We start from the raw sequence: 21,372 nt of genomic DNA, 5'->3' as shown, positions 1-21,372 counted from the left end.
ATTCAGTACGTTTTAATTATTTGTACTGTCTACTTTTGAGAATCGTATCAGAAATCCTGCAGCTGATATTCTCATAAGAAAGGAGTGGTTTTTATGCATACAAAAGATTGTATCATGACAAAAGATATAAAACAGGAGGTGTATCGTAATCAAAACCGCACGCAAAAGTTAATGGTGTTGTTTCCAGGCATGGGATATACCTGTGATAAGCCATTATTACACTATGCAAAAGCGTATGGTTTTTTATATGGATATGATATTTTGTGCATCAATTATGGCAAGATGACATTTGATAAATCAAAAGTCTTATCATCCATTGCACCTGCATATGAAATCGCAAAGGAAGCCTTAAATATGATAAATTTAACCAATTATGAGAAAATCATATTCATCAGTAAAAGTCTTGGTACAGTTGTGGCAGGACAGTTGTCTAAGGAATATACTATGGATATTCAAAATATCTTCTTAACACCTTTAAAAGAAACGATACCTTATATGGAAAACAGTGAAGATGTGACCATCAGTGGAGATCATGATCCCATGTTATCATGCGATAATTTACAATTGATTTAAGAACAACCAATTACATCCTTTGTTTTTCCAAATGCCAATCATTCCTTAGAAGTGGAAAAGGATCCTGTTCAAAGCATTGATTATTTGCATCAAGTGGCAAAGATTTATGAAAAGATATGCGTATAAGGAATCTGGAAAATGAAAGAAACTATTGTAATCGATACGCAGTTTGATTTTACATCAGATTCACCAAGATATTGGGATCATTTCTGGGAAAACCGAGATGGATTAGGCGTAGGCAACAGTGATCCGGATGTCAGTAGTAAAACACTTCAAAAATATCATCAGATATTATGGAGTAAGCCTTTACCTAATGGAGAATTTATGAATTTAAAAATGGGTTCTGGCAGTCGATATTTGACATGGAAAGAGTTTCGTTTTGGGAGTGATTCCATTACTGCCAGTTTTCGTTATAAAGATTATAAACTGATGAAAGAAATTGAAAAAATGATACCTGATTATCACAGCTTTATGGAAGACTTTATCAGAAAAACATATACGATTGGTGGAATGATGATATTTCCTAAAAGACGTGGTGGAATCAATCAGACAAGAGGTTTTCATGCGCAAATAAGAGATCGATGGGATTTGACATTAGAATGTATTAGAAAGTATTAGGATTTTTTTGATCTGTTTGTGGATTTTAAAGGGTTTGTAGATTTTTTCTATTTACAGGATTGTGTAAATGAAAAGGAGGATTCCATTATTTTCTGGCTTAAAGATGATGGTTTTACTGGAAAAGTATTGCCTGAAACTGTAGATGAGTATGTGTTTTGGTTAAATCATAATCTGGAATTTGTAAAACGTAGAAATATAAGAATCCAAAAAGCGATAAAGAATAAGTGAAGCTGATTCACTTTTTCTTTGTTTTTTTATTGTATATTACTTTTATTATAGTATAATAAAAGTGGTGATGCTAATGAATAATCAAATATTAAAAGATGTGAAGAAACATCATTTATACAACATCATGAACGATTTATTGATTCATAAGGATGCAACAATGTCTGAACTTATTAGGCGTACTGCATTATCACAGCCAAGTGTAAGAAATATGATACGACTGTTGGAGGAACATGCAATGATTCAGGAAATTGGAAATGATGCATCCAATGGAGGGCGTTGTCCTATACGTTTTGCGATAGAGAAAAAAGACTATCGTATTTTATGTATTTACGCACAAACAAAAGGCATGTGTTATCAGCTGATTCATTATGATAAGCTGATAATGGAAGGAACATGTGGTCAAAAAGATGATGCGGCAATGGAATCTTATGTATTAGATTTAATTCATACACATGCGATAGATTGTTGTGTGATTGCTGTAGATGGAATCGTGAAAGATGATCAATATATCACAGATCATAAGGATACATTTGAACATCATAAATGGGTAAGCAGCTTAAAGAAACGGGTACAACAAATACCTGTTTATTTAGAAAATGATGTCAAAGTAATGCATTTAGGGCAATACTTTCATGAACCAATCTCACGTTCTTTCTATTTACATATCAATGAAGTCGGTATTGGAAGCTCTTATATGGAATTGGATACTCCCCTTTATGGTACGAATGGTTTGTTGGGGGAAATCGGATTGATTCCTATACAAGCACAGTCATTAAATCAACGCATTCGTTCATGTCAAACACAGGCACAATTCAATGAAGAAATGCTAACTTTACTTAGTATGATCATTACAATGCTGGATCCTAATCGTATCTATATATCACTGCAGGTCACATGGGCATATGAAGAAGAAATCATGAAAGATATGTTGAAACGATATATCCATATACCCTTGAAAAACAATATTCAAGTTGATGATGATTATCAAAAACGATTATTTGAAGGCATGGTTTATATTGGTATACAAAATATAATGAAGGAGAAAATAGAAAGACTATGAAAAAAACATACAAAGCGATTATTTATGATATCGATGGTACCGTGTTAAATACGCTGGCAATGAATATGTATCCTTTGATGAAAATCATTAAAGAAGAAACAGGGGAGGACTGGACTTATGAAGAAGTTTTAAAGTTTGCGGCTTATCCTGGAATGAAAGTCATGGAGGAATTAGATGTAAAAGATAAAGAAAAGACATATGCCAGATGGGTACAATATGTAAATGAGTATGAAGAAGGCGCAACCTTATATGAAGGCATGGAAGATGTATTAAAAGGCTTTCAGGCACATAATGTTTTACAGGCAGTTGTTTCTGCGAAAACCAAACAACAGTATCAAATCGATGTGGTAGAGAAAGGATTGGATCAATATATGTTTACCGCTATTTTAGCGGATGATACACAACAACATAAACCAGATCCACAGCCATTATTAGAATGTTTAAAACGTCTACAACTACAGCCTGAAGAAGTTATTTATATCGGAGATGCATTATCTGATTATCTGGCTGCGAAAAATGCACATATAGATTTTGGATATGCAATGTGGGGAAGTGTATCAAGTGAGGGAATTATAGATCCTGCATATACGTTTGAGAAGCCGTTGGATGTTTTAACTTTATTGGAAAAAACAGAAATGGAAAAAATGCTCGCAGGAGAATTATATGATTGTGGGGATCCTCAGCTGATGGCACAATGGCATAAAGCCAAGAATCTCATGCGCACATATAATCAATTAGATTCTGAAGATTCAGATGGTAAACAAAAGATTTTAAAAAGTTTATTAGGAAAATGCGATCAGGTATGGATTACCTCTCCATTTTATGTAGATTATGGCTGTAACATTTATATTGGTGAACACACGGAAATCAATATGAATTGTACATTTTTAGATGATAATAAGATCGTCATAGGAAAACATGGACTAATTGCGCCGAATGTAAATATCTATACAGCATATCATCCAACACATTATATGGATCGTTTTGGAGAAGATACAGGGGATGGTTTTCAATTCTGTAAAACTGAAACTGCACCTGTGATCATTGGTGATTATGTGTGGATTGGTGGAGGCAGTGTGATACTACCGGGTGTACATATTGGAGATAATGTTGTAATAGGCGCAGGAAGTGTTGTGACACATGATATCCCATCAAATGTTATCGCATATGGAAATCCTTGCAAGGTTATAAAAGAAAATAAACGTCAAAAATAGGATGAAAAAAAGGAAGTTTATGACTGATTGACACGTATCAGTATAAACTTCTTTTTTGTTAGATTTCTTCAAATACAGAGGCTGGAGCACCACATACAGGACAGATATAATCTTCAGGTAAGGTTTCACCTTCATAAATATATCCACAGATGGAACAACGCCAGCCTTTCTTTTCACTGTTTGCCTGATAACTGCTGGCATTCTTAGGTGTTGTACCATTTTTTACTTTGTGATAATACGCATAAGTCATCACTTCTTCATCAGATAAAATCTGTGCGTCTACAACTTCTCCAATGAATAACATATGGGTACCAATATCTAATTTCTGTACAACATTACAAGAAAGAAGTGCTGCCACATGTTCGTTTACATAAGGAATGCCACGTGCATCACGTTCATATGATATCCCATCAAATTTGTCATGATCTTTACTGCTTTGAAAACCAAAGCGTTTAATCATATCCATGGATACATCCTGTGTTAATACAGTTGCGTTAAACATACCGGATTTTTCTATTATCTGTTGTGTAAAATTGTTTTTATTGACCGCAACACTAACCTGTATAGGCGTTGCCGTCACCTGATGAAGGGTATTGACTACACATCCTGCATCTTTACCTTCATGGGTAGCTGAGATAATATATAAACCATAACTTAATTTAAACAATGCTGTTTCATTCATATTGAAATCCTCCTTTTTAAGAATTGTTCTTAATTTATATTTATAGTATGAACCAGAAAAGGGGTTTTGTATACTCAAATGCTCTTATATTTTTTCGTGATTATAAGAAAGGAATTTGGTATAATAGAAATACATAAAAAGGGGATGGAAACCGTGAAAGTACAAGATAAAACACGATTTAAGCTGGCAAAATCTATGAAAGAACTAATGAAAAGCAAACCACTTGATAAAATAACCGTCACAGATATCGTGGAAAACTGTGATGTCAGTCGTCAAAGCTTTTATCGTTTGTTTCAGGATAAATATGATTTGGTGAACTGGTATTTTGAAGTACTTGCCCAACAATCTTTTAAACAAATGGGTGTTTTATATACGCTAAAAGAAGGCTTGATGAAAAAGTTTCAGTTTATTGAACAGGAATATGTGTTCTTTGCGCAGGCATTTGCTTCACAGGATAATAATTCATTGATTCATTATGATTTTGAATGTATTTATAATTTCTATAAGAATCTGATTGAAACCAAAAATAAAGCACCATTGACTTCAGAATTATCTTTTCTCTTAGAGATGTACTGCCATGGTTCTGTAAGCATGACTATGGAGTGGATTGCGACTGACAGAAAACAGGCGATTGAAACAATCGTGGACTTATTGATTGAAGCGCTGCCTGATAAATTGAAGGAACAATTAAAAGAGTTATTGTAAGGTAAGAAAATATTATAATATGAGTATTGAAGATGAGAGGAGGGAATACACAAAAAGGCATCAATAGAGGCTTGCCATTGGAAAAACTATCCTACACATATATAAAAAAGATGTTTGATGATTCAAATTGTGAAAAATGTGACAAACATGAATATCTGTAACTTGCTTATGTGAAAGCGCTTTATTAAAATAAAGGTAGCGAAAAACAAAGAAAAAGGAGTGTTGAAACATGGCAAATCGCTTTATTTTAAATGAAACTAGTTATCATGGATATGGGGCAATCAAGGAAATTGTCACTGAGGTAAAAGCAAGAGGCTTTCAAAAAGGATTGATCGTTACTGATGCAGATTTAGTAAAATTTGGTGTTGTGAAAAAAGTAACGGATCTATTAGATGAGGCTGGATTACCTTACGAAATTTATGATAAAGTAAAAGCAAATCCATCTGTATCTGTTGTACAGGGTGGTGTAGAAGCATTTAAGCAGGCTGGCGCTGATTATTTAATCGCTATTGGTGGAGGTTCTCCACAGGATACTGGAAAAGGTATTGGTATTATTATCAATAATCCAGAATTTAGTGATGTCGTATCCTTAGAAGGTGTTGCGCCTACAAAAAACAAAGCGGTACCAATGATCGCAGTTGCTACTACTGCTGGTACTGCCGCAGAAACTACAATCAATTATGTAATCACAGATGAAGCAAAACGTAGAAAATTTGTATGTGTGGATACACATGATATTCCAGTTGTGGCTATCGTTGATCCTGATATGATGAGCAGTATGCCAAAAGGTTTGACAGCATCTACTGGTCTTGATGCATTAACACATGCCATTGAAGGTTATACAACCTTAGGCGCATGGGAATTAGCTGACACATTAAACTTAAAATCTATTGAATTGATTGCACGTTCTTTGCGTAAAGCAGTAGAAAATGATCCAAAAGGTCGTGAAGATATGGCACTTGGACAATATGTCACAGGTATGGCATTCTCTAATGTTGGATTAGGCGTTGTTCATGGTATGGCACATCCATTAAGTGCATTTTATGGTACACCTCATGGTGTTGCCAATGCGGTATTATTACCATATGTTATGGAATTCAATAAAGATTATACTGGTGAAAAATTCCGTGAAATTGCACGTGCAATGGGTGTAGAAGGCGTTGATGAAATGAGTCAGGAAGAATATCGTCAGGCTGCTATTGATGCAGTACGTCAATTATCTTTAGATGTAAACATTCCTCAGACATTACATGAAATCGGTGTAAAAGAAGATGACTTGGAAGACTTGGCACATGCGGCAATGGCTGATGTATGTACTGGAGGCAACCCTAGACCTTGTACATTTGAACTGGTATTAGAAGTGTATAAAAACGCGTTTTAAAGTTATTAGAGATACGTATGGAAACATATGTATCTCTTTTTTATGGAGGAAGGTCAAGATTCATTTTTAAGTGATTGCATTGGATGATCTGAAGGAATTCAGTGATATTTTAAAAGAAACAATCCAGAATTTATATAAGACAGGAATGTAGGGATATTTGAAAAAATAAATCTGATGAAATGCATACACAAATGTTTTTTATGAATAGAAAAAGTATCCAAATCAGATACTTTTTGCTAGTGGTGTTCTTTTTTCATAGCATGATAACCAATATATACTGTCCATATATAAGCACAAGTCTTTGGAATCATCAACATGCCAATCATCGGTACGATATCTGCGAATAAAACGACGGGAAGATAAAAACCAAAGCTGATGACAATCGTTAGCCACATATATTGAAAGTCCTTATCGTGGTTTTCTTTTGCACTATTATAAAACAAGTATATAATGATGAATCCCATAATTGTAAATGGTATATTGCGATAAATGCCCCAGGATAATGAAGAAGCAGCACTTGTCCATGCATTTTGTGGGAATAGACACAAAGCAATACGAATGATTGCTAATACATAAACTGCAATTGTAATATTGTTTTTACCCTGAATTTGATAGCGTAAGCGCCAAACATAGTATAAGATGATGTAAAATATCGTCATTGTTATAGATGTGATAAATTTTCCTATCCCAAGTGCAAACGTATAATCCTGTAGCCCTGTTGTACATAAAGCAAGAGCTCTTGGTACTAAGTGGAAAGAATCACCAAGACCTAAGACGATAGCCATAATACCAAATAACAGATATTGTTTATTTCCATTGCTTTTTTTGATCATGAGAAGTCCCAGGATCATGACACCAGTCAGATAGATACTGTCAAATAATGTTTCAATAATTGCCTGCATATGCAATTCCTCCTTTATCTTTGAAAATTCAGATATTTATGACCAAAGCTTGCACCAGCGAATACCAGCGCCAGGCCTAGTCCTGTATAAAATACTGCGATAAATAATTGTGGCATTAAATGGAAGTTTCTAATCAGAATACCAAATGTCATCATAAATGCCATGATACAAAAGGATTTTATATCAAAGAAATTCCAAAAGTACTGTTTCTCAGTGGTATATTGTTTGATACGTATGGTATGTTTTTGTACCAGCTTTTGAAAAATCATTGACCAGAAAACAATGAATATAATCAAAGATAAAATGATATTGATAATGGATATATACCCTTGATAAGAAAGAAATCCTATACGGGCGATATTAATACCGGCAATCATCCATACCATGCTGGCAAGTAGTAATAATGTTTTATTTTTTACTTTCATAGTGTCCTCCTTTTATATTATGAACAATGTTCATTTTGATTTAAAATAATAACCCACATCAATTTTTGTGGGATATTTATATATGTGAACACTGTTCATATTGATGATACAGCGGTTTTGTATTTTTGTCAACACTTATAGATAAAACAAATTTCCGCCTGTATGTATCTTTCATATTGAAGAAAGTCATGATATAATCAAACCCGTTGAAAGAAGGAATGTTCATGAATATCAAAGCAGTAGTTTTTGATTTAGATGGATTGATGATTGATAGTGAGCGTCTTGTGCAAAAGACGTGGAATATAGCGGGAGAAGCGATGGGATATGGCCAGTTGGGTGAACATATTTATCACACCTTAGGCTTTAACGTGCAAAAAAGAAAAGCATATTTTCAAGCAGTATATGGACAGGATTTTCCTTTTGATGAATTTCGTGCAAAAACAAGAGAAGCATGGAATACAGCTATCGCAAAACAACATGTTCCTGCCAAAAAAGGATTATATCATCTATTAGATGTATTGAAACAGCATGATATTAAAATGGGAGTGGCGACATCTTCTTCTAAAGAATATGCTTTCGGAGAATTAAAAGATAAGCAAATTGATGCGTATTTTGATGCCTTTGTATTTGGCGATATGGTTAAGGAAGCAAAGCCATCTCCTGAAATATATCTTCGCTCTTGTGAACTCTTACAGGTGGAACCAAGGCATGCAGTTGCGTTAGAAGATAGTAAACATGGTATTCGTTCTGCCTATGATGCAGGAATGATGAGCATATTTGTGCCTGATCTTGTAAGTGATTCATCTGATATTGATGATATCATCAGCGCAAAATTAAAGGATTTAGATGAAGTTGCGCAATGGATTTTGAAACATAAGTAAAAAGAAGTCACGAGTATATACTTTTAAAAAATAAAACAGCACATCTTTTTATATAGGAAAATGTGCTGTTTTTATAAGATATAATGTGTAATCGCCTCTGCGACTGCACCTTCATTATGATCTTTTTCACAGACATAATCAACGATATCGAGCACATGGTCACTGGCATTTGCGACCGCAACACTGATACCAGCAGCTTTCAACATCGAAATATCGTTATCATTATCACCAATCGCCATCGTTTCTTCCATAGGGATATGAAGATATGCAGCAAGTTGTTTTAAGGCAGTTCCTTTATCTACGCCAATAGGGTTGAGTTCTAAATAGCGATTGCTGGAAAATGAATGACTCACTTTATTTTCTAACAGTGGCTGCATGTTCTTCGCAATATTTTGTAATATTCGTAAATCTTGATTTTCAAATAAGATTTTCACAATAGGTTCATCTTTTAAGAAATCAATTGAATCATCTTCACAAATGATCGCATCATCTTTAAACATCATCAGCCATTGCTTTTCATCATCATTTAAATGGAAGGCATAGACGTCATGATCTGTAAAGACTTCAACACAGACATCCTGTGACATACCATAGGTAAACAAGGCATTCGCAAGTTCAAATGAGAAATGATGAAAACAAATATGTTTAAAATCTTTATTTTCTACAACGATTCCGCCATTATTGCTGATGGTATATTCATTCGCTTTTTGATAACTGTCTAATTGTTTTAAAATGGTATCCATGCTTGTATATCCTCTTCCACTGGCACATACAAAATAAATACCAGCATCTTTTGCTTTTTGGATAGCATCGAGGTTAGAGCGGGGAATGTTTTTGTGTACATCTAATAAGGTTTCATCTAAATCACAGGCAATCAATCGTATCATAGCATATCCTCCATAAATTCGTTCATCATTATAACATGCTTTTTCATGAAAGACAGTATTCTTATGTAAACATTGCTTGCAATTTCCTGAAGCATCATAGTATCATGTTGTTAGGTGATGGAAATGAAAGAAAAAATAAACGATATGATATTGGATTGGGATGTAGATCAACATCTGCGTATATGTGCGGATGGAGTATTATGGGAAACGATTCCCGAACAGGCATATATGGAGCATGATACAGAAGGCAGGATTTATTTAAAAGATGCATTGCATAAGACATTAAGAAAAATTGATACAGGATTTTCAAAAGGTATGCTGATGGAATTATCAGATTTTAGGCAGAGTGAAATTGCTTTGGCATTAAGTGTGAGTGTGGATATAACTAGCAATGAAGTGTATTGCTCCTTATCTACGATAAAAGAAGATCATCAGATTCATAAAATCAATTGGCCAGCGCCATTTACTTTTGAAGAAAAGAAGGATACCTATTATACGTTATTGACTGTGCAACAGGGAATTTTGTTGCCAAATACATGGGAAAATGAAGTAAAACGTTTACCATTTCATGGACAGTTTTGTTGTGCAGACGCATATATGCCATGGTTTTCTCAGATAAAAGATGGAAATGGATATATCGCAATCATAAGGCAGCCTTGGGATGCAGGATATGACATAGATCATCCAGCCAATGGACCTTATACACATGTTGGGGTATATTGGCTATCCTCCCTTCATGAGATGCGCTATACCAGAACAATCAGTTATCAGTTTGTAAAACAGGCAGACCATAATACTATGTGTCAGATATATAAGCGATATGTAAAGGAAATCGGTCATTTCACTACATTAAAAGAAAAGGCAATAAGAAATCCTCATGTGGAAGATTTAATTGGGTGTATGTTTGTGCATAAAGGTATTAAAACACATGTTTCAAAGAATTCTGATTTCTTTGATCCTCAAAATCCGGATAAAAACAACTCTTTGACAACATTTAAAAAGCGGGAAGAAGAAGTTAAGGAATACGCGGAAAAAGGTGTGAAACAATTATATTATCATTTAGATGGATGGGCACAGCCGGGTTACGATAATCAACATCCGGATTATTTTCCAATATGTGAGGAAGCCGGTGGGCAAGAGGGCTTACACCATTTATTGGATACAATGAATACATATGGTTATTTATTAGGCCTGCATGATCAATACCGTGATTTTTATCATGAGGCAGACAGTTATCATGAAGAAATGGCAGTATGGGATGCACATCAGCACATGCCATCGCATAAATACTGGGCAGGAGGAGTACAAAGTTATTTATGCTCTTCCATAGCCCCAATGTTTGTGAAACGTAATTTTGAAAAGCTGTTTCAGGAAGGCATCTATCCACACGCCAGTTATCTGGATGTATTTACCTGTAATGAACCGGATGAATGCTACCATCCACTTCATCGTGTAACACGTAAAGAAAGTCTTGCCTATCGTGAGCAGTGTTTTGCATATTTAGAAAGCAAGGGAATCCTTGCCAGCAGTGAAGAGGCAAATGACTGGGCAATTAAACATTTGATTTTTGCACATTATGGACCATATCATTCCATGATGCATGCACCTGATGCTTTAACAATTGGAATTGATGTGCCATTATTTAATCTGGTATATCATGAATGTATGATCTTACCTTGGCCAATGGAAAAAATCAAAGGACATGATGATCAGATGTTATTCGCATTATTAAATGGAGGCGCACCATATTTAGAAAAGGATGGCGCATATCCTAATACAGATGGTGTTTTTACTGAAATGTATGAGCAGCTTACTTTGGATGAGAAAATCAGAAGAAGCCAGATTGTTTGTGATTTACAAAAGAAAGTAGCACATTGCGCGATGATCAATCACAGCTTTGTGGAAGGCGATTATCAGGTACAAACTATTACGTATGATAATGGGATAAAGGTTCTCATCAATCTTCATACACAACAATATCAGATTATAGAAGAGTCCTCACATTGAGGATTTTTCTTTTGGGAAAGTGAGCGGTAGAAGGTATATAGTATACCAAGGAAAATCGCAAAAGTAATGGAAAATAAAATGGCAAAAAGATTGGTTTGTGAAATGATTTGTAAGAAAAGTGTGATAGGATGAAGAATATCCCAGGAGTTTAGACGAAGAAAGCGCCCCAAGAATACACCATAGCCAGTGGATAAAAATATAAATACCATTAAGATAGCTACAACATAGGTAGGAAATCTTTTTTTGAAATCATCGTGAATGATTGATAGGCTTTTAAATCCTGTAAGCACGCCGATAAAAACACCAAGTGCAATATGTAATAATTGTATCCAGGTAAAAATATTTTGAAGATAGATACTACCTGTTGCAGTAAATTCATAAAAACTAAGCGGTGCAAGATGAATGAAATCTGTGATCATATAAGGGGCATTTGGGAATAATAAAAGCCAGGCGATGAAGGATAGAATGTGAATAACTTGATGATGTGAGGCAGTATGTGTGTAAATGATGGAACATAATAGGGGAAGTACAGCTAAAAAAAGATTCCATACGATTGCACTGTGGATGAATAATCCACTGATCTGTGTCAGATAGACGCTATTAGCAATATATAAAAGTGCAAACAGAATATAAAGCAACATTTTGATGGATGTTTTGTTCATGACCACGTACCTCCTGTAAAAAATTATATGTTAGCATATCTGAATGTTAGATAAGAAGCCCTCTTTATTATGAAACAAAAATGGACGAATTACGATAAAAAAATAAAATTTTTGTTGCCATATTTTTTAATCTATGGTAATATAAAAAGGCAGAAAAACTAGGGGTATAGTACAATGGTAGTATAACGGTCTCCAAAACCGCTGATGGGAGTTCGATCCTCTCTACCCCTGCCAGATGAAACAGATAAGTCCTTGTAGAGAGGACTTTTTTTGTACGACAGCGGACGTCCATTGTTGCGTACATAAAAGATTTGAAAATAAAGCTTGCCTTTAGTGGAATCTGTGTTATACTGAATAAGTAATAAAAAGCAAAATAACTATGATTCACATGTAATGTTGATTGTAATTATATCTCAGGCTTAACAATCTACATTTATATGTGATTTTTTATACCTAGAGGGCTTCTTATTAAATTTATAGGAGGTACTAAAATGAGTACAGGTAAAGTAAAATGGTTTAATGCAGACAAAGGATACGGATTTATCACATGTGATACAGGAAAAGATATTTTTGTTCACTATTCTAAATTAAATATCGAAGGATATAAAACTTTAGAAGAAGGTCAGAAAGTAAGCTTTGATATCGTATCAGGTGATCGTGGAGATCAGGCTTCTAACGTTAGCTTAATCTAATTGCTGATAATTAACTGCTCAATGCTGGGCAGTTTTTTTTGTATGAAAAAACCAATCATAAGATTGGCTTTATAGAACTAAATTGTAATTTGCGTCATAATGGACACCTGTATCTCTACAGATTCGATCATTAAAAGCTTTTAATGCGTCATAATATTCTTTGTATGAGGGACTTAAACGTATCATATTTGGAATAAAAATATCATTATAGCCACTATCCTGTAATCGTTTCATGAACTTGCGATGCATTATCATTGCCGGCTGGTATTTTATAAACCAGTGTTTTCTTAGTTTTGCCTGTTTAATCATCATGGACTTCGCTTTTTCATATTCTTCTTCTGTAGGATGTAGCATGCTTTGCAGTTTTTGATCCATCGCTAGTGTTTGTTTTTCTAAACTGGTATTGGTTTTCTTTTGAATAAATAAGGCGAAACGATAATTCCATGGGATTTTTATATTTGTACGATCACAAAAGGCTAATATGTTACGATAGGCATCTTTTTGTTCTTCACTTTCCAGTTTGATTTGAAGATATGGCTGGAAATGATAGAAAAGGTAATCTCCAAAACTGCCAGGCACCATATCTTTGAGCGCATGGGCAATATTTAAATAATCGACTTTCTCTTCTATATTTTCATAATCATCTGTTTTTTCATCAATCAATTGACGAAGCAGCTTTAGACGAGCATCATATTCCAGCTGCTCTTTTTGTTTTTCTTCATAGATCTGTGATAGAATCTGATGCTTTCTTTCGGGATATTCAAGTATTTCTTTGATCTTTTGAATTTCAATATCAAGTTTTCGATAACAGTTGATTTCCTTTAAACGTTTAACATCGTCTGTTGTATAACAACGATAACCATTTTCATCTTTTTTTATCTTTATCAGGTGCTTTTCTTCATAGTACTTAATTGCTCTTTTTGTGATATTACATTTTTCACTTACTTCATTGATTCTCATATTGGGAAACCTCCTTACAACAAAAGGATATACCTGTACGTCGCGTTCAGGTCAAGTATTTTTTTGATATTCATAAAAAAACCGGAGTTTTTTTCCGGTTTAGCGTTGTGTATAAGCGTAATTTCTCTGGCGGTTTACCTGTTCATCCTTTGTTTCTTCCTGTTTCTTGAAAGTATCATTTAAACGAGCATTGGACAGCATCAGTTTTAAACGGTTTTCCTGATTGACCTTTGTGGCACTAGGATCATAATCCACCGCAACGATATTTGCCTGAGGATAGACATTTTTGATTTTTCTCATCATACCTTTGGCAACGATATGGTTAGGCAGACAGCCAAATGGCTGACAACATACAATGTTATCGACACCACTTTTTACTAATGCGACCATTTCACTGGTCAATAGCCAGCCTTCTCCCATTTTACTGCCTCGATTGATGATACCCTCACTGGCTTCAATCACTTCATCAAAGCTGTCTGGTGTACGGAAACTGCCTTCTTCTTTGATGAGTTTGATAGCTTTTCTTTGGATATGCTGGATGTATTTGGAAGCCATCTGTGTTAGACGATAGCTTCTTTTATTTCGGTTGTAATAGGCATGATCGACACTGCTGTTTTCTAAACAGTACAAACCAAAATCCATTACACCGCTGACAACTGGTTCACAGCCTTCCTGCATAAGGAAATCTTCCAATTCATTATTGCCTAATGGAGCGTATTTCATGTAGATTTCACCAACGATACCTACACGAATCTTTTCTTCTGAACTGCGTTTGATATTCGCAAAGTCAGATATCATTTGACGATAATTCTTTTTCATATGCATAAAGGAAGTTGAATCAAATTGTTTTGTGATTTTATCGATCCATTTATTTACAATGGTATCTGTGGCACCAGCTTCTAATTCATAAGGTTTTACCTGGTTTTTTAACCACATCATTGTATCCGCATATAAGAAGCCAAACATGATTTTCACCAGCATTTTTGGTGTTAAAGAGAAACCGCTGTTTTTCTCCAGATTAGAAAAATTAACGGATATGACCGGTACATGAGGGAAGCCTGCCTGAACAAGTGCTTTACGAAGTAAATGAATATAGTTGCTGGCACGACATCCACCACCTGTCTGTGTGATTGCCAAAGCGATATGATCGATATCATAATTACCGCTTTTTAGCGCATCGATCATCTGTCCAATGACTAATAAAGCAGGGTAACAGGTATCATTGTGTACATTTTTTAATCCTTCATCTATGATCTGTTGACCTTTTGTCTGAAGCAGTTCTACCTGATAGCCTTCTTTCAACAGAATGTTTTTTAGAAATTGAAAATGGATAGGCAACATCATGGGAATCAACACTTTATGTGTTTTTCTCATTTCTTTTGTAAATTCTACACGTTCCATTATGCTTCCTCTCTTTCCTCCATTGCCGCAAGTAAGGAACGGCAACGAATTTTGATTGCGCCAAGATTATCGACTTCATCGATTTTAATCTGTGTATATAATTTTCCTTGATTTCTCAGGATATCTTTGACCTCATCACCGGTTATGGCATCAATACCACATCCAAAGCTGACAAGTTGAATCAGCTCCATATTCTTTTGGGTTGTCACAAACTGTGCCGCATTATACATGCGGGCATGGAACGTCCATTGGTTTAATACATGTAAACTAGGACGCTGTGGCTGTTTTACTATGGCATCTTCACTGATGACCACAAAACCTAAGTTGGTAAGCAGACGATCGATTCCATGATTGATCTGTGGATCAATATGATAAGGACGACCAGCCAATACGATAACTTTATGATGGTTCTCTTGTGCAAAGGCTAAAGCACGCTGACCTTCTTTTAAGATATCATCTTTAAAGCGATAATAAGCTTCATAAGCATTCTTTGTGGCCATGGATACTTCTTTTTTATCAACATCTAATCCATGCTCCATAAAGTATTCATAAATCTTCTTTTCAAAGGTCTTTGGATCATTCATATACAGGTAAGGATACATGAAATCAATATCCTGTACATCCATGTTTCCTTCTATGACTTCAGGATAATATGCAACAACCGGACAGTTGAAGTGATTATCACTCATGGATTCATCCATGTTATAAGACATACAAGGATAAAAAATCGTTTGCAAGCCTTTATCCAGTAAAGATTGGATATGCCCATGTGTCAGTTTGGCTGGATAACAGATGGTATCAGAGCTGATTGTATGTTGTCCAAGGGCATATAGCTGTTTGCTGGAACGATCACTTAATACAACTTCATAACCTAAAGTTGTAAAGAAGGCATGCCAGAATGGCAGGGTATCAAACATGTTTAATACAAGTGGGATACCGATTTTTCCACGGCGTCCTTTCTGTGATTTTAATTCCATCAGTTTTTTATATTTATATTCATAAAGATTTGGCAGTTTATCTTTATTGGCTTTTCCAGTAATCGGACGTTCACATTTATTGCCGGCGATATGTTTTGTACCATCCGCAAAGGTATTGATGGTCAGATTACAGTGATTAGTACATAAGCCACAGTTAATTGCCTGGGATGTGTGGGTGAATGCTTTCACTTCATCTTTTGAAAGCATTGTACTAGGTTTTTTATATTTATTTTTTGCCAACAAGGCAGCACCATAGGCTCCCATCAAATGGGCGATTCCAGGACGAATAACATTTCTTCCCAGTTCTAATTCAAAGCTTCTTAAGACGGTATCATTTAAGAAGGTACCACCCTGTACAACGATTTCTTTACCGATATCTTCCGGACTTTTCGCACGAATAACTTTATATAAAGCATTTTTAACAACACTCATACATAAACCAGCAGATATATCTTCCATGCTGGCACCATTTTTCTGTGCCTGCTTTACACTAGAGTTCATAAAGACAGTACAACGAGTTCCTAAATCAACCGGATGCTTCCCAGCTAGTCCCATGGTTGCGAATTGCTGAATATCATAACCCATGCTTTTAGCGAAGGTTTCAATAAAGCTTCCACATCCACTGCTGCATGCTTCGTTCAATAAGATATCATCAATGGTATTGTCTTTGATTCTAAAGCATTTCATATCCTGTCCGCCGATATCAATAATGAAATCAACATTTGGGTTAAAATGCTTGGCAGCGGTATAGTGAGCGATGGTTTCCACAACACCGATATCTAAACGAAAGGCGTTTTTCATCAATTCTTCACCATAACCAGTGACTGCACTTTGTGCAATTGTGATACGATCTTCGATAAGCTCATAAATATTTATCAGTTCTTTTTGAATAACATCCACGGGATTTCCCATATTATTGGTATAGCTTTCATATAGGATATTGTCCTGTTCATCAATCAGAATAAGTTTTGTTGTTGTGGAACCTGCGTCAATTCCAAGATACGCATTGCCTGTATAGGTATGAATATCACCTCTGGCAACACTTGCATGGTGATGACGTTCTTTAAAATCTAAATATTCCTGATCGTTTTTAAACAATGGCGGCAATCCAGCATTTACAACTTTTTTCTTTGCCATCGTTTTCATTTTATGTGACAATTCTTCATAGGTATAGGTCTTTGTTTCACTTGTGGCATATACAGCAGCACCGAGTGCCACAAAGTAAGGGGCTAAATCAGGGAAGTTTGCTTCACCCTCACGAAGCTTCAGCGTTTCTACAAAGCGTTCTTGAAGGCCTTTTAAAAAGTGTAAAGGACCACCTAAGAATAAAACATTTCCTTCAATATTTCTACCCTGGGCAAGACCTGCGATACTTTGATCGACAACTGCCTGAAAGATACTGGCAGCAAGATTGCTTTTTTCTACACCCTGATTGATAAGTGGCTGTACATCGCTTTTTGCGAATACGCCGCAACGTGAGGCTATAGGATAAAGCTTGGTATGCTGCAGAGATAATTTATCCATGGTTTCCAGATCAACATTCAACAGGGAAGCCATCTGGTCAATGAATGCCCCCGTTCCACCTGCACAGGTAGAATTCATTCTTTCTTCTAATGCACCTTTTAAGAAAATAATTTTTGCGTCTTCGCCACCAAGTTCAATAACAACATCTGTTCTTGGATAATATTTCTTTACAGCCTGTGCACTAGCAAATACTTCCTGTACAAAGGGAAATCCTCCATCATCTGCCACACCAAGACCGGCACTTCCGGTAATGGCTAACGCAATATCATGTCCGGATAATACAGAGGAGAGCTCCTCTATTTTTTCAACGCTCATTTCTCTTACTTTTGATTTATGGCGTTCATAGCTTTTATATATGATTTCGTCCTCATCGTTTAAGACAACGGCCTTTAACGTGGTAGAACCTACATCAATTCCTAGTTTATAGGTCATATGGTAACCTCCTTATTTGCATAACTTTTCAACAGTATCCATGATGAGTGGTTTAATCTCTTTCAAGGAATCCGGCTGTTGATAAAAAATGGCATTGTAGCATAGAAAACTGGTTGTTTCCATAATCAGTACAAATTTGTTTAATGCCTGTCTGGTTGATTCATGTTCCTTCTTTAATATAGAAAGGATATCCTGTAAACGTTCAATCTCTTTTAATACCTGATTACGATGTTCCATCGTATCCAGTGTATTGGTGATATTTTTTTGTATCATCCGCAAGATGTCAGGATTGTTTTCATAGAAAGAAATCATTTCTTCTACCAATGCCAGCATCCAGTGTTTTCCTTCCTTCATCGCTTTTTCGTATGAAGTGTTTAAAAGATCATTCAACATGCGTCCGTGTTTCTTTGTAAGGATTTGGGAAATCAGTTCCTTCTTATCCTTATAGTATACATAAAACGTTCCTTTTGCGACATTTGCTCTTTTTACGATTTCATTCACAGAAGTAGAATCTACACCCTGTTCCTGAAACAGCTGCATAGCGGCAAGCTGTATTCGATTTCGTTTACTGATGTTTTCCATGTAAAAAAATAGCACTTCCTTTTTTCATACTTATTTAGTTTACCCCCATAATGACCACCGGTCAATAGCTTTGCCTGACTTTTTTTTCAATCTCTTTCTTATATCATAAATGTAATCCCTTTCGCAAAATAATTCATTTCTTTTACTTTTACTATTTACAATGTAACAATGTTTTGATATTATGATAGTGTAATAAAACAATGTTACGGAAGAAGGACAATTATGGATATATCAAAGAAAGATTTATTGAAAGAGACAGGCATCTCTTATGGACAGTTATATCGATGGAAACGTGAAGGGTTGATCCCGGAATCATGGTTTATAAAAAAATCCAGCTATACCGGACAGGAAACCTTTTTTCCAAGAGAAAAGATATTAAAACGTATCAAAGCAATCCAGCAGTTAAAGGATAAATATTCGTTAGAAGAATTAGCCAATATGCTGGCACCGGAAATCACCAATCGAACATTTACAGAAGAAGATTTAGAAAAGTTTGAAGAAATCGACGTGGATGTTGCGGCCTGCTTCATGGATCATATGGAAAAAGATGAATTCACATTTGTGGAAATTCTGGTTATGATGACCTTAAGTGAATGGCGTTTAAAAGAAGGCATTCCATATGAAGATTTAGATGCCATGATTTCAAACATGATCAAAAATCTGGTGGTTATGAAGGATGTAGAAAAAGATATTTTAATGTTAAAGATTGATCAAAAACGCTATATTATCTTTATTTCACAGAAGATGGATCCCATTGATGATTTTGTGATTTACTTAGATAAACGCATGGAGGTTGTATTTCGGGAAAGTCTTTCAGAATTAAGTAATGTGATGAAAATTAAGTACCAGCGAATTTTTAATTTTGAATTTGATGAGGAGGAGAATATATGAGAACTTATTGTAGTCGTATTTTATTTGGCGCATTATTACTTGTTATTGGTATTGGATATCTTGGCGCAGCATTACAATTATGGGATTTCACCATTTTTGTGCCAGGCTGGTGGACTGCATTTTTGATCCTGCCTGCCATCAGTTCTATGTTGCATTATGGATTAAAAATATCAAATCTGTTTTTTCTGTTATTTGGCGCTTATCTGTTGGCATATGCCAATGAATGGATCACTTTTCGCATTTCATGGATGCTGATTGGTGCTGTATGTTGTATTTATCTGGGATGTCGTATCCTGTTTGGAAAGAAGGTAACGTATTATGAATACAAATTTTTCTAAAGCAAGAAATGTAAGTATAGAAGCTATTGGCACCATAAGTGAAGGAGAATATGGCAAGATCGATATCGAAGGCGTTGGTAAGATCAATGGCGATATCGTATTTGATAAATTATGTGTAGAAGGCACCTGTAAAGCAACAGGACGATTAGAAGGCAGTGTAATGGAGGTGGAAGGTGTATTCAATGGACAGGGCGATATCAAAGTAAAACGTTTGGATATCGAAGGAGTAATGAAAACGGCAGATACCAAAATCTACGCAGATGAAATCATTGTAGAAGGGATTTTAAGCAATGGTGATGAAGTGAATGCAGATCGTGTAGAGGTAGATGGCTGTATCAATTTCAATGACTTGTTTGGAGATGAAATATATATCAATTATGCATTCCATGATTTTAGTAATTTCTTCTCTTTTGGAAAAAAACTACAGACCAAAATGAATCAGGCAAACAATATTGAATGTACCACTTTAAAAGCATGTAATATTACCTGTCATAGTATTTCCGCAACGGATATCTACTTAGAAAGTCATTGTGTAGTGGATCATATTTATTGTAATGGAACCCTACATTATGATTCTACATGTAATATCAAGCATATCGAAGGAGAATGTGAACAGTTCACTAGATAAGGGATATGAATACAAAAATACAATAGAAATCAGAAAATATGGAACTATACATGCAGGAGATTATGGAGAGGTTTTTATTCATGGTGCTGGGAGTGAAATTGTATCATAGACTCCATTCAATGTGATGGTATCTTACGATATGATTCCTCTTGTCAAATTAACCATATCGAAGGCGATTGTGATATTATTCAGGATGAAAAAGGCAGATCAAAAATATCTGCCTTTTTGATTATGTTTTTTTTAACTATATAAATTTTTGGTATTCTGGATTTTATTATATATAGGTTTTTTTGCTTTTTGTAAAAGTTTTTTAGGATTTTTGGACCTTTTTTACGTATGTAAATATTATAAGGGTACAATACCCTGGAAAGTTAGAGGACAACGATGAAAAATCTTAAAAAGCGAAAAGAAGAAAATCTTCGTAGACAGCAAAGGAAACTTGTAAAAAGATTAGAGGGGATTGTAGTTCATTACGACAATGATTATTGTTTTAAGGACTACTTCGGTATGGATGATTTAGATTCTATGGAAATGCGCAATTATATTTGTGAGTATTCTATAGGTAATGGTGTTAAAATCGTAAAATCAACGATCTTAAACGTTGAGATACTGCCAGATCAGTTCGGCAACAAAAAAATTATTTTAGATATTTTAGCTGAAGATTCTAAGGGGAACCTTTACAATATCGAAATGCAAAGAGCTCCTACGATTGCTGATTATTT

General features: G+C 35.1%; 21 protein-coding genes, 1 tRNA gene and 1 pseudogene. 14 read left to right on the top strand and 9 right to left on the bottom strand.

The features are described from left to right. Window positions 1-93: 93 nt before the first annotated feature. The 4 genes and pseudogenes from DW114_RS20055 to DW114_RS21860 all read left to right on the top strand — a co-directional run bounded on the left by DW114_RS20055 (window position 94) and on the right by DW114_RS21860 (window position 3,693). Window positions 94-573, top strand: a complete 480-nt coding sequence (locus DW114_RS20055; RefSeq protein ID WP_117456011.1) for a hypothetical protein — start codon at window positions 94-96, stop codon at window positions 571-573. A gap of 138 nt (window positions 574-711) precedes the next feature. Beyond that, window positions 712-1,419: pseudogene (locus DW114_RS20050) on the top strand (DUF6994 family protein). 73 nt (window positions 1,420-1,492) lie between these two features. Further along, window positions 1,493-2,479, top strand: coding sequence for an ROK family protein (locus tag DW114_RS20040; RefSeq protein ID WP_158552365.1), 987 nt, complete (start codon window positions 1,493-1,495; stop codon window positions 2,477-2,479). After that, window positions 2,476-3,693, top strand: a complete 1,218-nt coding sequence (locus tag DW114_RS21860) for an HAD-IA family hydrolase (protein WP_117456003.1) — start codon at window positions 2,476-2,478, stop codon at window positions 3,691-3,693. Before DW114_RS20040 ends, DW114_RS21860 begins: the two co-directional genes overlap by 4 nt. A gap of 58 nt (window positions 3,694-3,751) precedes the next feature. Here the strand turns inward: DW114_RS21860 and DW114_RS20030 are convergent, their stop codons facing one another. Then, a complete protein-coding gene (locus DW114_RS20030; protein WP_117456001.1) occupies window positions 3,752-4,375 on the bottom strand; it encodes a flavin reductase in 624 nt (207 codons plus the stop codon). A gap of 153 nt (window positions 4,376-4,528) precedes the next feature. Here DW114_RS20030 and DW114_RS20025 point away from each other — a divergent pair, with 153 nt between their 5' ends. Further along, window positions 4,529-5,080, top strand: a complete 552-nt coding sequence (locus tag DW114_RS20025; RefSeq protein ID WP_117456013.1) for a TetR/AcrR family transcriptional regulator — start codon at window positions 4,529-4,531, stop codon at window positions 5,078-5,080. Window positions 5,081-5,309: 229 nt separating this feature from the next. After that, on the top strand, window positions 5,310-6,461 hold the full coding sequence (fucO, locus tag DW114_RS20020; RefSeq protein WP_117455999.1) for a lactaldehyde reductase: 1,152 nt from the start codon (window positions 5,310-5,312) through the stop codon (window positions 6,459-6,461). A 236-nt stretch (window positions 6,462-6,697) separates the two neighbouring features. On the opposite strand, the gene DW114_RS20015 is transcribed toward fucO, so the two are convergent. Together DW114_RS20015 and DW114_RS20010 are read right to left on the bottom strand one after the other, a co-directional pair. Then, window positions 6,698-7,363, bottom strand: coding sequence for a hypothetical protein (locus tag DW114_RS20015; RefSeq protein WP_117455997.1), 666 nt, complete (start codon window positions 7,361-7,363; stop codon window positions 6,698-6,700). Window positions 7,364-7,377: 14 nt separating this feature from the next. Further along, entirely contained in the window at window positions 7,378-7,788 is a 411-nt protein-coding gene (locus tag DW114_RS20010) for a hypothetical protein (RefSeq protein ID WP_117455996.1), read from the bottom strand. A gap of 224 nt (window positions 7,789-8,012) precedes the next feature. On the opposite strand from DW114_RS20010, the gene DW114_RS20005 reads away from it, so the two are divergent. Beyond that, window positions 8,013-8,669, top strand: coding sequence for an HAD family hydrolase (locus DW114_RS20005; protein ID WP_199483662.1), 657 nt, complete (start codon window positions 8,013-8,015; stop codon window positions 8,667-8,669). Window positions 8,670-8,740: 71 nt separating this feature from the next. Here the strand turns inward: DW114_RS20005 and DW114_RS20000 are convergent, their stop codons facing one another. After that, window positions 8,741-9,556, bottom strand: a complete 816-nt coding sequence (locus tag DW114_RS20000; protein WP_117455992.1) for an HAD family hydrolase — start codon at window positions 9,554-9,556, stop codon at window positions 8,741-8,743. Window positions 9,557-9,679: 123 nt separating this feature from the next. On the opposite strand from DW114_RS20000, the gene DW114_RS19995 reads away from it, so the two are divergent. After that, window positions 9,680-11,563 carry a DUF5696 domain-containing protein gene (locus tag DW114_RS19995; RefSeq protein WP_158552366.1) on the top strand — a complete coding sequence of 628 codons (1,884 nt, stop codon included), beginning with the start codon at window positions 9,680-9,682 and terminating at the stop codon, window positions 11,561-11,563. Here the strand turns inward: DW114_RS19995 and DW114_RS19990 are convergent. Then, on the bottom strand, window positions 11,536-12,225 hold the full coding sequence (locus DW114_RS19990) for a DUF1361 domain-containing protein (protein ID WP_117455988.1): 690 nt from the start codon (window positions 12,223-12,225) through the stop codon (window positions 11,536-11,538). The genes DW114_RS19995 and DW114_RS19990 overlap by 28 nt on opposite strands. A 160-nt stretch (window positions 12,226-12,385) precedes the next feature. On the opposite strand from DW114_RS19990, the gene DW114_RS19985 reads away from it, so the two are divergent. Together DW114_RS19985 and DW114_RS19980 are read left to right on the top strand one after the other, a co-directional pair. Continuing rightward, window positions 12,386-12,459: transfer RNA gene (locus DW114_RS19985), tRNA-Trp, on the top strand. A gap of 257 nt (window positions 12,460-12,716) precedes the next feature. After that, window positions 12,717-12,917, top strand: a complete 201-nt coding sequence (locus DW114_RS19980) for a cold-shock protein (RefSeq protein WP_117455986.1) — start codon at window positions 12,717-12,719, stop codon at window positions 12,915-12,917. A gap of 69 nt (window positions 12,918-12,986) precedes the next feature. Here DW114_RS19980 and DW114_RS19975 read toward each other — a convergent pair whose 3' ends face one another. The 4 genes from DW114_RS19975 to DW114_RS19960 form a co-directional block, all read right to left on the bottom strand. Continuing rightward, window positions 12,987-13,877, bottom strand: a complete 891-nt coding sequence (locus DW114_RS19975) for a MerR family transcriptional regulator (RefSeq protein ID WP_117455984.1) — start codon at window positions 13,875-13,877, stop codon at window positions 12,987-12,989. Between the two features lie 99 nt (window positions 13,878-13,976). Further along, window positions 13,977-15,278 (bottom strand): 2-hydroxyacyl-CoA dehydratase, encoded by a 1,302-nt coding sequence (locus tag DW114_RS22040; protein WP_117455982.1) that lies wholly within the window; start codon window positions 15,276-15,278, stop codon window positions 13,977-13,979. Then, a complete protein-coding gene (locus DW114_RS19965) occupies window positions 15,278-18,211 on the bottom strand; it encodes an acyl-CoA dehydratase activase-related protein (RefSeq protein ID WP_117455980.1) in 2,934 nt (977 codons plus the stop codon). The genes DW114_RS22040 and DW114_RS19965 overlap by 1 nt, the downstream gene beginning before the upstream one ends. A 12-nt stretch (window positions 18,212-18,223) precedes the next feature. Further along, window positions 18,224-18,793 carry a TetR/AcrR family transcriptional regulator gene (locus DW114_RS19960; protein WP_117455978.1) on the bottom strand — a complete coding sequence of 190 codons (570 nt, stop codon included), beginning with the start codon at window positions 18,791-18,793 and terminating at the stop codon, window positions 18,224-18,226. Between the two features lie 222 nt (window positions 18,794-19,015). Here DW114_RS19960 and DW114_RS19955 point away from each other — a divergent pair, with 222 nt between their 5' ends. The 4 genes from DW114_RS19955 to DW114_RS19940 form a co-directional block, all read left to right on the top strand. Beyond that, window positions 19,016-19,684 carry a DUF4004 family protein gene (locus tag DW114_RS19955; RefSeq protein ID WP_117455976.1) on the top strand — a complete coding sequence of 223 codons (669 nt, stop codon included), beginning with the start codon at window positions 19,016-19,018 and terminating at the stop codon, window positions 19,682-19,684. Beyond that, on the top strand, window positions 19,681-20,022 hold the full coding sequence (locus tag DW114_RS19950; protein WP_117455974.1) for a LiaF transmembrane domain-containing protein: 342 nt from the start codon (window positions 19,681-19,683) through the stop codon (window positions 20,020-20,022). The genes DW114_RS19955 and DW114_RS19950 overlap by 4 nt, the downstream gene beginning before the upstream one ends. Continuing rightward, entirely contained in the window at window positions 20,003-20,650 is a 648-nt protein-coding gene (locus tag DW114_RS19945; RefSeq protein ID WP_117455972.1) for a hypothetical protein, read from the top strand. The genes DW114_RS19950 and DW114_RS19945 overlap by 20 nt, the downstream gene beginning before the upstream one ends. Window positions 20,651-21,034: 384 nt before the next feature. After that, on the top strand, window positions 21,035-21,372 hold a 338-nt coding region (locus tag DW114_RS19940), incomplete at its 3' end, for a PD-(D/E)XK nuclease family transposase (protein ID WP_199485909.1).

Source organism: Absiella sp. AM09-50, from assembly GCF_003433845.1.
Lineage (GTDB): Bacteria > Bacillota_I > Bacilli_A > Erysipelotrichales > Erysipelotrichaceae > Hoskinsella > Hoskinsella hominis.
Note: the sequence above shows the minus strand (reverse complement) of the source record. Positions and strands in the feature narration are given on the sequence as shown.